General features: G+C 61.5%; 12 protein-coding genes. 8 read left to right on the forward strand and 4 right to left on the reverse strand.

All coding sequences use genetic code 11. The features are described 5' to 3' along the window. Positions 1–200: 200 nt before the first annotated feature. The 7 genes from AC1RDQ_RS14920 (at position 201) to AC1RDQ_RS14950 (ending at position 7407) form a co-directional block, all read left to right on the forward strand. Positions 201–1766 (forward strand): MBOAT family O-acyltransferase, encoded by a 1566-nt coding sequence (locus AC1RDQ_RS14920; protein WP_492587613.1) that lies wholly within the window; start codon positions 201–203, stop codon positions 1764–1766. 11 nt (positions 1767–1777) lie between these two features. Continuing rightward, complete coding sequence (locus AC1RDQ_RS14925) at positions 1778–2953, forward strand: alginate O-acetyltransferase (RefSeq protein ID WP_057713380.1); 1176 nt, start codon at positions 1778–1780, stop codon at positions 2951–2953. 14 nt (positions 2954–2967) lie between these two features. After that, positions 2968–3624, forward strand: coding sequence for an alginate O-acetyltransferase AlgF (locus AC1RDQ_RS14930; RefSeq protein WP_489339189.1), 657 nt, complete (start codon positions 2968–2970; stop codon positions 3622–3624). Between the two features lie 187 nt (positions 3625–3811). Continuing rightward, positions 3812–5263 carry a mannose-1-phosphate guanylyltransferase/mannose-6-phosphate isomerase gene (locus AC1RDQ_RS14935; RefSeq protein WP_057713378.1) on the forward strand — a complete coding sequence of 484 codons (1452 nt, stop codon included), beginning with the start codon at positions 3812–3814 and terminating at the stop codon, positions 5261–5263. A gap of 288 nt (positions 5264–5551) precedes the next feature. Then, entirely contained in the window at positions 5552–6016 is a 465-nt protein-coding gene (locus AC1RDQ_RS14940) for a hypothetical protein (protein ID WP_057713377.1), read from the forward strand. Positions 6017–6048: 32 nt separating this feature from the next. Beyond that, a complete protein-coding gene (locus AC1RDQ_RS14945; RefSeq protein WP_057713376.1) occupies positions 6049–6873 on the forward strand; it encodes an SDR family oxidoreductase in 825 nt (274 codons plus the stop codon). 144 nt (positions 6874–7017) lie between these two features. Continuing rightward, complete coding sequence (locus tag AC1RDQ_RS14950; protein WP_492587665.1) at positions 7018–7407, forward strand: DUF4440 domain-containing protein; 390 nt, start codon at positions 7018–7020, stop codon at positions 7405–7407. Between the two features lie 115 nt (positions 7408–7522). On the opposite strand, the gene AC1RDQ_RS14955 is transcribed toward AC1RDQ_RS14950, so the two are convergent. The 4 genes from AC1RDQ_RS14955 to AC1RDQ_RS14970 are packed head-to-tail and all read right to left on the reverse strand — an operon-like array spanning position 7523 to position 12345. Continuing rightward, complete coding sequence (locus AC1RDQ_RS14955; protein WP_492587615.1) at positions 7523–8386, reverse strand: efflux RND transporter periplasmic adaptor subunit; 864 nt, start codon at positions 8384–8386, stop codon at positions 7523–7525. 24 nt (positions 8387–8410) lie between these two features. Further along, positions 8411–8611, reverse strand: a complete 201-nt coding sequence (locus tag AC1RDQ_RS14960) for a DUF1656 domain-containing protein (protein WP_090457594.1) — start codon at positions 8609–8611, stop codon at positions 8411–8413. Continuing rightward, complete coding sequence (locus AC1RDQ_RS14965; protein ID WP_492587617.1) at positions 8601–10793, reverse strand: FUSC family protein; 2193 nt, start codon at positions 10791–10793, stop codon at positions 8601–8603. Before AC1RDQ_RS14965 ends, AC1RDQ_RS14960 begins: the two co-directional genes overlap by 11 nt. Before the next feature lie 52 nt (positions 10794–10845). After that, on the reverse strand, positions 10846–12345 hold the full coding sequence (locus AC1RDQ_RS14970; RefSeq protein WP_492587618.1) for an efflux transporter outer membrane subunit: 1500 nt from the start codon (positions 12343–12345) through the stop codon (positions 10846–10848). A gap of 340 nt (positions 12346–12685) precedes the next feature. Between AC1RDQ_RS14970 and AC1RDQ_RS14975 the strand changes: the two genes are divergently transcribed. Next, positions 12686–13654: a LysR family transcriptional regulator gene (locus AC1RDQ_RS14975; RefSeq protein ID WP_057713372.1), complete on the forward strand. Its 969-nt coding sequence runs from the start codon at positions 12686–12688 to the stop codon at positions 13652–13654. Positions 13655–13879 lie beyond the last annotated feature (225 nt).

Consider the following 13879-nt stretch of genomic DNA (forward strand, 5'->3'; position numbering starts at 1 on the left):
ACCTGTGGGAGCGAGCTTGCTCGCGATAGCGGTCTGACATTCAACATCGATGTCGACTGACACTCCCTCATCGCGAGCAAGCTCGCTCCCACAGGGTCGGTGTCGAAAGTGAGTTTTGTGAGTTAGCCCCCCGGATTTCCGTGGGGGGTTTGGGGGGGCCGTTGGCCCTTGACTGTTGGTTCAAACAAGGAGAGATCGGGATGGTTTTTTCGTCCAACGTGTTCCTGTTTTTATTCTTGCCGATCTTCCTCGGCTTGTACTATCTGAGCGGGCAACGCTATCGCAATTTGCTGCTGCTGATTGCCAGTTACGTGTTCTACGCCTGGTGGCGTGTGGACTTCCTCGCGCTGTTCGCCGGCGTTACGCTGTGGAACTACTGGATCGGCCTGAAAGTCGGTGCCGCCGGGGTCAGGACCAAACCGGCGCAGCGCTGGCTGCTGCTCGGCGTGGCTGTCGACCTGTGCATCCTCGGCTACTTCAAGTACGCCAACTTCGGCGTCGACAGCATCAACGCAATGATGACGTCGGTGGGCCTGGAACCCTTCATCCTGACCCACGTGCTGCTGCCGATCGGGATCTCGTTCTACGTCTTCGAGTCCATCAGCTACATCATCGACGTCTACCGTGGCGACACCCCGGCGACCCGCAACCTGATCGACTTCGCAGCGTTCGTGGCGATCTTCCCGCACTTGATCGCAGGCCCCGTGTTGCGTTTCCGTGACCTGGCCGACCAGTTCAACAACCGCACCCACACCCTCGACAAGTTCTCCGAGGGCTGCACGCGGTTCATGCAGGGTTTCATCAAGAAAGTCTTCATCGCCGACACCCTGGCGGTGGTGGCCGACCACTGCTTTGCCCTGCAAAACCCGACCACGGGCGATGCCTGGCTCGGCGCCCTGGCGTATACCGCGCAGTTGTATTTCGACTTCTCCGGTTACAGCGACATGGCCATCGGCCTGGGCTTGATGATGGGTTTCCGCTTCATGGAAAACTTCAAGCAGCCGTACATCAGCCAGTCGATCACCGAGTTCTGGCGGCGCTGGCACATCAGCCTGTCGACCTGGCTGCGTGACTACCTGTACATCACCCTCGGCGGTAACCGCAAAGGCACGCTGATGACCTATCGCAACCTGTTCCTGACCATGCTGCTTGGTGGTCTGTGGCACGGCGCGAACATCACCTACATCGTCTGGGGTGCGTGGCACGGCATGTGGCTGGCGATTGAAAAAGCCATCGGCCTGAACACCTCGCCACGCAGTTTCAACCCGATCCGCTGGGCACTGACCTTCCTGCTGGTGGTGATGGGCTGGGTGATCTTCCGCGCGGAAAACCTGCACGTCGCCGGGCGCATGTACGGCGCGATGTTCAGCTTCGGCGACTGGTCGCTGTCGGAACTCAACCAGGCCAGCCTCACCGGTCTGCAAGTGGCGACCCTGATCGTGGCCTACGTGACCCTGGCGTTCTTCGGCCTGCGCGACTTCTACACCAACCAGCCTCCGGTCAAGACCAAGCCTGCCGTGAGCGTCGACACCGACGGCCCGGCCGCTGCGACACCGGGAACGATCAAGGCCGTGCCTGGGGATAACCCGGCGAGCATCCACCAGCCAGGCTACACCGTCGGCGTCGAAGCCCAGGTGCAACCGGCCTACTGGACCGCTGACTGGTCGCGTTACGTGATGCGTGCGCTGGTGCTGCTGCTGTTCATTGCCTCGATTCTCAAACTCTCGGCGCAGAGCTTCTCGCCGTTCCTTTACTTCCAGTTCTGAGGGATCTGACCATGACCCGCTCATTACGCATCTTCTACATCGCGCTGTTCCTGGTGACCTTGCTGGTGCTCGGTCTGTGGTCGGTGCGCAGCTTCTTCGGCTTCAGCACCAACGCCGATGCGACTGTGCTCAACGGCCGCTGGAGCAAAGCCGTGGAAACGCACTACGACGACGAGTTCCCGATCAAACGCCTGGGCACCAACCTCTGGGCCGCGCTGGATTTCAAACTGTTCAACGAAGGTCGTCCGGGCGTGGTGCTCGGTCGCGACCAGTGGTTGTACAGCGATGAAGAATTCCACCCGGTAGTCAACGAAGAGCTGAACCTGCAAGGCAATTACGCGCTGGTCGAAGGCGTACGCCAGACCTTGAAGGAAAAAGGCGTGCAACTGGTGATGGCGGTGGTGCCGGCCAAGGTGCGCCTGTACCCGGAACACCTCGGTGAAGTGAAACCGGCGAGCATCCACGCCAACCTCTACAAGGACTTCCACCAGCGCCTGGCCGCCGACCGTATTCCGGCCCCTGACCTGCTCGGCCCGCTGCAACAGGCCAAGCAGAATGGCCAGCAAGTGTTCCTGCGCACCGACACCCACTGGACGCCGCAAGGTGCCGAGATCGCCGCCAACCGTCTGGCCAGGACCATTGCCGACAAGTACCCGCTAAGCGGCGAGCCCCAGCGTTTCGTCACTGAACCTGCGGAAACCATTACGCACAAGGGCGACCTGCGTCTGTTCCTGCCACTGGACCCGCTGTTCGAAAACCTGATGCCTAAACAGGAGCAATTGCAGAAGCGCAATACGGTCGTGGCTGAAGATCAATCCGCCGGTGACGACGCGCTGTTCGCCAACACCGAAGTGCCGGTGGCCCTGATCGGCACCAGCTACAGCGCCAACCCCAACTGGAACTTCGTCGGTGCGCTCAAGCAAGCGCTGAACAGCGACGTGGTCAATTACGCCGAAGACGGCCACGGCCCGATTCTGCCGATGCTCAGCTACCTCAAGAGCGACGCCTTCAAGAACAGCCCGCCACAGGTGCTGATCTGGGAGTTCCCTGAACGATATCTGCCCGTGAACAACGAAATCGGCGACGCCGACCCGCAGTGGGTCGCAGAGCTTAAACAAGCCGGCGCCCGCCAACAAAACGTAGCTGCAAACACTAAATCCGAGACGCCCGACCGGGCGCAAAACTGAAAGAGAGGTACACCATGACTTTCACTACAACTCCTCGTCGTCTCGCTAAAAGCTTTGCCCTGGTTGCCGGCCTCAGCGTGCTGTCGGTACAGGCTTTCGCCGCAGGCGACGCCGCCCTGTACGGCCCGACCGCACCGAAAGGCTCGACCTTCGTGCGCATCTACAACGCCGGCAACGCCGAAGTCAGCGCCACCGTCGGCAGCACCAACCTGAGCGACGTCGCGCCACTGTCCAGCACTGACTTCAGCTTCATGCCGGGCGGCGACTACAGCGCCAAGGTCGGTAGCCAGAGCCTGCCGGTGAAACTGGCCGGCGACCACTATTACACCTTGGTCAACAACGCCAGTGGCGCCCCGCAACTGATCGAAGAGCCGCCGTTCAAGAACAAACAGAAGTCCCTGGTACGCGTGCAAAACCTCAGCGACAAGGCGCTGACCCTGAAGACCGCCGACGGTAAGACCGACGTGGTCCCGAACGTTGCGCCCAAGGGTCGCGGCGAGCGTGAAATCAACCCGGTCAAGGTCAGCCTGGCCTTGTACGACGGCACCACCAAAGTCGGCGACGTGAAACCGGTCGCCCTGGAACGCGGTGAAGCCGCGGTGCTGTACGTCACTGGCAGCGGCAGCAGCCTGTCGCCGGTCTGGGTGAAACGCCCGGTGTCGACGCGCTAATACATTCGTCTGGCTTGACCCAATCCCTGTGGGAGCGGGCTTGCCCGCGATGAGGCCCTTGAGACCGCCATCGCAGGCAAGCCAGCTCCCACAAGGACCGAGGCGTCAATCCGGACACGGAACAAAAACAAGAGTGAAACGACAGAACGCAGTAGCTCTAACCAATCGATTTTCAAGGAGTAAAAACATGATTCCGGTGATCTTGTCAGGTGGTAGTGGCTCACGTCTTTGGCCGCTTTCCCGTAAGCAATTCCCCAAGCAGTTCCTGGCCCTGACCGGCGAACACACCCTGTTCCAGCAAACCCTGGAACGCCTGGTGTTCGAAGGCATGGATTCGCCAATCGTGGTCTGCAACAAGGACCACCGCTTCATCGTCAACGAGCAGTTGGCCGCGCGCAAGCTGGAAACCCAGCGCATCCTGATGGAACCGTTCGGTCGCAACACCGCGCCGGCCGTGGCCCTGACCGCGTTGATGCTGGTCAATGAAGGTCGCGACGAGCTGATGCTGGTGCTGCCGGCGGACCACGTGCTGGAAGACCAGAAAGCCCTGCAACGCGCCCTGGCCCTGGCCACCGTCGCCGCAGAAAACGGTGAAATGGTGCTGTTCGGCGTGCCGGCCACCAAGCCGGAAACCGGTTATGGCTACATCAAGTCGACCAACGACTCGCTGCTGCCTGAAGGCGTCAGCCGCGTCTCGCACTTCGTCGAAAAGCCCGATGTGAAGCGCGCCACCGAGTTCGTCCAGTCCGGCGGTTACTTCTGGAACAGCGGCATGTTCCTGTTCCGCGCCAGCCGCTTCCTTGAAGAGCTGAAGAAGCACGATCCGGACATCTACGACACCTGCGTGCTGACCCTGGAGCGCAGCCACCAGGATGCCGACACCATCACCTTCGACGAAGCCACCTTCGCGTGCTGCCCAGACAATTCCATCGACTACTCGGTGATGGAAAAAACCCAACGCGCCTGCGTCGTGCCGCTGACCGCGGGCTGGAGCGATGTCGGCTGCTGGTCGTCGCTGTGGGAAGTCAATGCAAAAGACGCCAACGGCAACGTCACCAAAGGCGACGTGGTGATCCAGGACAGCAAAAACTGCATGATCCACGGCAACGGCAAGCTGGTGTCGGTGATCGGCCTGGAAAACATCGTCGTGGTCGAAACCAAGGACGCCATGATGATCGCCCACAAGGACAAGGTCCAAGGCGTGAAGCAGATGGTCAACACCCTCAACGAACAAGGCCGCAGCGAAACCCAGAACCACTGCGAGGTCTACCGTCCGTGGGGCTCCTACGACTCGGTGGACATGGGCGGTCGCTTCCAGGTCAAGCACATCTCGGTCAAACCGGGGGCTTGCCTGTCCCTGCAGATGCACCACCACCGCGCCGAGCACTGGATCGTGGTCAGCGGCACCGCCGAGGTGACCTGTGACGAGAACGTGTTCCTGCTGACCGAGAACCAGTCGACCTACATTCCGATCGCTTCGGTTCACCGTTTGCGCAACCCGGGCAAGATTCCGTTGGAGATCATCGAAGTTCAATCGGGCAGCTACCTGGGCGAAGACGATATCGAGCGGTTTGAAGATATCTACGGGCGCTCGACGCCGGTCGAGCGTGGCGTGTCGGTGAAAACCATCGCGCAGTAACGTTCAGTAAAACAGAAGCCCCCGTCCAGCCTGCTGCGTTCCCTATCCGCAGCAGGCTGGGCGGGGGCTTTTTTGTACTGAGTTTTTGTAGTGCCTTGCCTGGCCTCTTCGCGAGCAAGCTCGCTCCCACAGGGTGTTGGGTTGATCACATATTTTGTGCTCGGCTCGGTACACTGTGGGAGCGAGCTTGCTCGCGATGGGGCCAGTCGGCACACCACCGAATCGCCCATCGCCAACCCCACCCGCGCTTAGGTAGGATGACCCTCTCTATTCCCGAGATTTCACGTCATGTTCATCGGCGTCCTGCTGGTCATCACCTGGCTGATCCTGTTGCTGCGCTATCCGGCCAAGGCCTTGCCCGTATCTGTGGCCGCCGCCGTGGGGCTGGGCATCGTCGCCACCTGGGTCATCTGGATGGACCACCACGAACTCAAGCAACTGCAACGCCTGGAGTTGCGCATCAGTTACGCGCCGCAGCAGTGCCCCGCCGACCGCCCATTGCAATTGACCCTGAACAACGGCAATGACGTGCCGCTCACTGAGTTGCGTTGGCGGGTCGCGGCTTATGCACCGGGCGATACGGTGAACCTGGCCGACAATCAATACACCGCCCCGCGCTATCGTGGTCCTGGTGAGTTGCAGGCCGGTGGCAACTGGGAAGACTGTTTGCCGCTGCCGCCACTGCGCCCTGGCTACCGTCCGGAAACCCTGGAGTTTCGCGCCGAGCGATTGCAGGGTAGTTTTTCCGACTGATCCCTCCCCCCTTTTTGCACAAGGAATGCGCCATGCCCGTTGCGTTGATTACCGGTTGCTCCAGCGGCATTGGCCGCGCCCTTGCCGACGCGTTCAAAGTCGCCGGCTATGAAGTCTGGGCCAGTGCGCGCAAGACCGAAGATGTTGCCATGCTGAGCGCTGCCGGATTTACCGCCGTGCAACTTGACGTAAACGACGGTGTTGCCCTTGAGCAGTTGAGCGAACGCATCAACCAGGAGCGCGGTGGTCTCGACGTGCTGATCAACAACGCAGGTTATGGCGCCATGGGACCGCTGCTCGATGGTGGCGTACCAGCCATGCAGCGCCAGTTCGAAACCAATGTGTTCGCCATCGTCGGCGTCACTCGCGCGATGTTTCCCGTGCTGCGCCGGACCAAAGGATTGGTTGTGAATATCGGCAGCGTTTCGGGTGTGTTGGTCACGCCATTCGCCGGGGCCTACTGTGCCTCGAAAGCCGCCGTGCATGCCTTGAGCGATGCCTTGCGCATGGAACTGGCGCCGTTCGGTGTGCGGGTAATGGAAGTCCAGCCGGGAGCCATCGCTTCCAGTTTCGCCAGGAATGCCGGGCACGAAGCCGAGCAACTGATCAGCGAACAGTCGCCATGGTTTCCGCTGCGCGAAGGCATACGCGCCCGGGCCAAAGCCTCTCAGGACAACCCGACCCCGGCCAGTGAATTTGCCGTCGGTTTGCTCAAGGCTGTGCAGCAGGACAAGCCACCGCGACTGATTCGCCTGGGCAATGGCAGCCGCGCGTTGCCGCTGCTGGCGGGTTTGTTGCCCAAGGGTTGGCTCGAGTCCGGGCTGATGAAGCGGTTCGGGCTGCGTGGGCAGCTCTGAGACCACGGTGCCACTATCGCGAGCAAGCTCGCTCCCACAGGGATTGTGGGTATGAATGCCATCTATGCCACCCAGATGCCCCCTGTGGGAGCGAGCTTGCTCGCGATGGCGCCGGAACAAACACCCCAGAACTCAGGTATCAACATGCCCGACTACACCGAATACTTCGAAGAAGTGATCCAGGCCCACGTGGCCATCGAACAATGGCTGGCCGAAGAACGTGACGCGTGCGAACTCGAAAAACTGCTGACACGTTTTTCGCCGCAGTTCTCCATGGTCTCGCCGCTCGGCCGGGTGCTGGACTTTGACGCGCTGAACGAATTGTTCTCGCTGGCGGGCGGCAAGAAGCTCGGGTTCCGCATCGAGCTCAGTGAGTTGCGTGGTATTGCGTTGCACGACGGTGGCGCGACCGTGAGTTACCGCGAACAGCAGACCGATGCGACCGGACTACACTCGGATCGTCGCTCGACCGTGGTGTTCGAGAAGGTGGAAGGCAAGATCCTTTGGCGGCATTTGCAGGAGACGTTTTGCTGATCAACTGTAGGAGCGAGCCTGCTCGCGATGGACGTCAACGATAACGCAGGCATTCAGAAAGCACGCGTCGCTCTCAGGTTTTTCGCGAGCAGGCTCGCTCCTACAGGGGAATGGGTTATGCCCCATCACCTTGCTTGACCACCACCGTACAAGTGATCCCCGCCGCCAACAGCACACCCTCCGGCACTTCATCGATGTGAATCCGCACCGGTACTCGCTGCGCCAAACGTACCCAGTTAAACGTCGGGTTCACATCGGCAATCAGCTCTCGGCTCTCCGGGTTGTCGCGGTCGTAGATGCCACGCGAGATGCTTTCCACGTGGCCCTTGAGCACTTCGCCGCTCATCAGTTGCATGTCGGCCTTATCACCCACGCGCACGTGGGGCAGCTTGGTTTCCTCGAAGAAGCCGTAGACCCAGAACGAGTTCATGTCGACCACGGCCATTTTCGCCTCGCCGATGCGCGCGTAGTCACCGCGGTGCACGTTGAGGTTGGTCACGTAGCCGTCCACCGCCGCGCGCACTTCAGTGCGTTTCAGGTTGAGCTCGGCGGCTTCCAGTTGCGCCTGGGCCTGCTGGTAATCGGCCAGGGCCGATTCGGCGAGGTTACTGGCATCGTCACGGTTTTCCCGGGAGATCACCAGGTTGTCCATATCGGCGCGACGATGGGCGTTGACCTTGCGCATCTCCCAGGTCGCCTTGCGCGATGCCACCAGACTCTGTGCCTGTTTCACTGCGAGACGGTAGTGCTCGGGGTCGATCTGCATCAGCAAATCGCCCTTCTTCACCAACTGGTTGTCGCGCACTGGCACGTCCACCACTTCGCCAGTGACGTCGGCGGCGACGTTGATGATATCGGCGCGCACGCGGCCGTCGCGGGTCCATGGCGTGTTCATGTAGTGCTCCCACAAGGAGCGGCCGATCCACAGCGCGAGGGCCAGCACCAGCAAGGTCGCGAGCAGGCTGAAAAACTTTTTCATCGGGGCATTCTCAGTGATAGAGAGTCAACGGTAGACAGTCAGCGCCAGCGCGCCGAACAGACAGGTAAACAGGCTCAGGCGCAGCAACGCCGGATGCCAGAAAAAACGGTACAGGTCGAACCCGGACAGGAACCGGTCCAGCGCCCAGGAAAGCGCCGCGGCGATGAAAAACATCAGGGTCATGGTCGGCATGTACACGCCGTGGAAGGCGATTTCACGAGGCATGTTCAAGTCCTTGGGGCTGGCTGTTTGCGAAGGCGGCGAGCGGTGATTGCGGATCGAGCAGAGAGGTGCGGATGAAGTGCAGGTAGCTCTTCACCCGGCGCAACGCCGAGGTATCGAAGTGCGGGGCGAAGGGTTCGTCGGTGGACTGCACACGGCTGATCGCGTGATCGACGGCAATCAGCGCGCGTTCGAGATTGCTGCTGTTCGGTTGCAGGAATAGCCGCACCAGCGCACGCCCCATCACCCGGATCGCCTGGCGCCACGGCCGGGATTCGGCATAGGCCGGATGCACCGGCAAAATCGCCTGTTCCTTGCGCAACTCGATGATCGCGTGGCCGACTTCCAGCACTACGAACATCCAGCGCAGCAAGTCCCGCTGCACTTGCGGTTGGCCCGCCGCGAAGCCGTAGGCCTGATGCACCAGATCGCGGGTCCGGCTTTCGAAACTCGACGCCAATCCCTTGAGCTTGCCGCTGATGGCGTACACCACCTGGCCGCGCAAATCCTGCTCCAGCCGACGCCACAACCAGCGGCTGTTGGGCGGCAGAATGATCGCCCCGGCCGCTGCACACACCAGCATGCCCAGCACCATGGCGATGTAGTCGTTGATGAAGGTGTAGGGGTTGTAGACCGTGAGGTTGTCCGGCACCGAACCGGTGCTGAAGAAGATCAGCAAACCCAGGCCGACGCCGACGTATTGCGGCCGCGAAGTCAGGAACGAGCCCAGCACGATCACCGGCGCGAGCATCACGCACAGCAACGGGAATCCGTCGATCCACGGGAAAATGAAAAACATCTCGACGAAGCCGATCAGCGCCCCGAGCAATGTCCCGCACGCCATCTGAAAGGCCATGCGTTTCGGGTTCGGGGTGGCGGCGGACAGGCCCACCGTCGCGGCGGCAATCAGGGTCATGGTCGCCCCGCTCGGCCAGGCGGTTGCCACCCAATAGCTGCCCAATACCGCCAGAATGAACGCTGCGCGAATTCCCGATGCTGCCGCTGCCATCCAGTTGGTTTGCGGGGTGAACGGCTCGTCCCAGCGCTCCCGTTCGTGACTGTGATCGGCCAGGGAGGCGTGGGTCTGTGCATAACCGTGCAAGTCGTCGACGAAGCGATAGAGCAGCTCGTACGCGGTGTGGAAATCCAGTTGCTCGGCATCGCTCGGATTGTGCTGCTGGAACGTCGCCCGCAGACAGCGCACTCGCGCCGGCAAACCTTCCTTGTAGGCGCTCAGCACCGCGACCAGGCGTGCCGCATCGGCGCTGGTCAGGGCACGACCGCTGAAGCCGTCGAGCAACTCGGCGAGGTCCTGCAGACCCGGCTTGATGGCCGCCACCACGGTGTCCGCCGCGCTGCTGCGCAAGCGTTCGAGCAACTGGTGCAAGGCATTGAAGCGCGTGGTGATGCCCATGAACTCACTGTTCAGGCGACTGAGCCGGCCATTGCGCCGACGCATGTGCGGGTCTTCGAACACCGTGACACTGCGCAAGCCTTCCAGGCCCACGGCTTCGGCGATGAAACGCACGTTGCCGGCCTCGAACGCCTCCCGCTGACTGCGACCGCGCAAGCCGTCGGTGACGAACAGGGCGAACACACCAAAGCGCTGATACAAGGCATTGCGCATCGCCGCGCTAGCCGATTGCGGCAGGATGGCGGCACTAATCAGGGTCGAACAGAGAATACCCAACGAGATTTCCAGCACCCGCCAGACCGCCGCCATGAACGCCCCCTCCGGGTGGGCCAGCGCGGGCAAGCCGACCATCGCCGCGGTGTATCCGGCGAGGACGAAACCGTAGGCGCGGAAGTTGCGGCAGCGGGCGGCGCCGGCCGTGCAGATACCGACCCAGATCGCCAACGAACCGAGGAATAGCTCAGTGTTCTGCGCAAACAGGGCGATCAGCGCGACCATCACCGCCGACCCGGCCAGGGTGCCGAGAAAACGATAGAAACTCTTGGCGAACACCTGGCCGCTTTGCGGCTGCATGACGATGAACACGGTGATCATCGCCGTACGCGGTTGCGGCAGCTCCAGGCGCATGGCCAGCCATAACGCCAGGAATGCCGCGAACAGTACCTTGAAAATGTAGACCCAAGTCACGCCGTCGCTGCGTGCCCAGTCGAAGAAACCCCGGCGCCATTCCAGGGAGTACAGCCAGCGCAAGGGTGCGGGCAAGGGAGTCATGAAATCCTGCTCAATAAAAATAAGGTCAGACTCAGGACCTGTGGGTTCGTGTTCAACGCAAAAGGCTCGGGGTTTTCGGCACTTGAGTCTGTTCGGCGTTCGGCACGTCAATACCGGCACCGAGACCACCGCCCAACGCCGTCACCAGTTCGGCATGGGCACTGAGGCGCGCCGCCTGAACCTGCTGCTGCACTTGCTGCTGCTTGAACAACAAGGTCTGGGCATTGAGCACGTTGAGGTAGTCGGTCAGGCCACGCTGGTAGGCGATCATCGCGATGTCGTAGGTCTTCTGCGCAGTGGCCACCGACTCGGCGGCGAACGCCTGCTGTTTGTCCATGGACTCGCGGCGGATCAACTGGTCGGAGATGTTTTTCAGGGCGTTGACCAGGGTCTGGTTGTACTTGGCCACGGCGATGTCATAACCCGCCGAGGCTTCGCCCAACTCCGAGCGCAAGCGCCCGCCATCGAAGATCGGCAACGAAATCGCCGGTCCCACGCTGTAGTTGAGTTTCTTGCCGGTCAAGAACTCCAGGGCTCCACCGCCGGTGGCCATGTAGCCAAGGCTGCCGACCAGATCGACGTTCGGGTAGAAACCGGCATGGGCGACATCGATACCCCGCGCCTGCGCCGCCACTTGCCAACGGCTGGCGACCACGTCCGGGCGTTGACCGAGCAATTGCGCCGGCAGCGACGACGGCAGTTTCAGCGGCGCACCCAGCGACAGCGTTGGCCGCAGCAACTGCGCGCCCTCCCCCGGGCCCTTGCCGGCGAGGGCGGCGAGCTGGTTGCGGCTCAGGGCGATTTCTTCATCGAGGGCATCGATCTGGCGATGGGTTTCCGGCAACGGTGTTTCAGCTTGGCTGACTTCGAAATGGGTGCCGATGCCACCGTCCAGACGCTTTTGCGCCAGTTCGAGAATCTGCTGTTGCTGCTTCAAGGTCGCTTCAACGATGTCCCGCTGTGCGTAATGCAGCGAAAGCTCGATGTAGACCCGGACGATGTTGTCCTGCAACTCGAGCTGGGCCTGACGAGCCTCGGCAACGCTCATGTGCGCCATGTCCACGGCGCGCTCGGTGGCATTGCTTTCGCGGCCCCAGAGGTCGAGGGCATAGCTGAAACCCAGCGCTGCGTTATTGTCCCAAGTGGTGCTGTTGGCCAGCTCACCAGGGCCATAGAACTGGTCGGTAGGCCAGTTGTGACGCTTGAGGGTGGACTCGCCATTGATCTGCAGCGATTCGGCCGCTTCGGCCACGCCGGCCATGGACCTGGCCTGACGCACCCGGGCGGCGGCCATGGCCAGCGTCGGGCTGTCTTGCAGGGCGAGGTCGATCCAGCGATTCAGTTGCGGGTCGCCGTAGGCTTGCCACCATTGTGCGGTGGGCCAGTGCGCATCTTGCGCGGCGCTCTGGATCGCTTCGTCGGTAGCCAGTGAGTTGGCTTCCAGCGCCTTGCCCTGTGGGGCAATACCTCCGGTTCCGATGCAGCCGCTGATTGCCAGGGATAAAGCCAAAACACTGAGCGGCTGAAGCGCTCTGCTGATGCGACGCGGCACTGCTGCGATTTCCTGAAATAGGGAGAGGTACACGTTTTTTGGAAACAGCGCCGCATTTGTGGGAGCGAGCTTGCTCGCGATAGCGGAGCCACATTCAACATCTGTGTTGGCTGAACCGCCGCCATCGCGAGCAAGCTCGCTCCCACAGGTTGTGCGGCTGGGGCCGTGCCCCCGGTTTGCCAAGTTGCGCAATTCTATGGGGCGGCCTGAAGGGCGATAAGCTGGGATTCCTGTGAATCTTTGTTACCGTTAACGAGATAATCCGTTGGTAGATCTTTAGTCGCCTGTAAATAAACAGAAACTTCGTGTCACAATTTGTCATTCGACGAGAGAGCACCCCATGGACACTTTGCAAAACATGCGCGCCTTCAGTTACGTGGCCGAAGCCGGCAGCTTCACCGCCGCCGCCATTCAACTGGACACCACCACGGCCAACGTCTCGCGCGCGGTCTCCAACCTGGAAGCCCACCTGCAAACCCGCCTGCTCAACCGAACGACCCGCCGCATCGCCCTGACCGAAGCCGGCAAGCGCTACCTGTTGCGCTGCGAACAGATCCTGGCCTACGTCGAAGAAGCCGAAGCCGAGGCCAGCGACGCCCACGCACGCCCGGCCGGGCAACTGAAAGTGCACACCATGACCGGCATCGGCCAGCACTTCGTGATCGACGCCATCGCCCGCTACCGCAAGACCCACCCGGACGTGACCTTCGACCTGACCATGGCCAACCGCGTGCCGGACCTGCTCGACGAGGGTTACGACGTGTCCATCGTCCTCGCCAGCGAACTGCCGGATTCGGGTTTCGTCTCCCAGCGCCTGGGCATCACCTACAGCATCGTTTGCGCCTCGCCGGCCTACGTCAAAGCCAACGGCTGCGCACAAAAACCCAGCGACCTGCTCAACCACGCCTGCCTGCGCCTGGTCAGCCCGGTGATTCCGCTGGAGAAATGGGCCTTCGACGGCCCTGATGGCCAGGAAATGGTCACCATCAACAGCTCACCCTTCCTGGTGAACTCCGCCGACGCGATGAAAACCGCGATCATCAGCGGCATGGGCGTTGGGGTGCTGCCGCTGTACGCCGCGATAGAAGGCCTGCGCAACGGCACACTGGTGCGCGTGATGCCCAACTACCGCTCCCAGGAACTGAACCTGTATGCGATCTACCCGTCGCGCCAGTACCTGGATGCGAAGATCAAGACCTGGGTCGAGTATTTGCGTGGATCGTTGCCAGAATTGCTGGCGGCGCATCAGGCGGAATTGGCGGCGTATGAATTGAGCGGGAGCCTGGGTGGGGTTCGGGTGGCGAATTGATCCATCGGTTCAAGGATTGATCCCCTGTGGGAGCTCACGATGGCGTTCTCACATTCAAATCTCTGTGAGCAGATACACCGCCATCGCGAGCAGGCTCGCTCCCACAGAAGAGCAAAAACAGATCAGCGTACACCCACGCTTCTCACCACTCATCAGGCCGAGCGTTAGCTCGCCTGCAGCTCTTGATCTTGATCCACCCGCCCCCTCGGTAGGCTGAGCGGAGGT

It is taken from the genome of Pseudomonas sp. GW823-FHT02E01 (assembly GCF_058797535.1).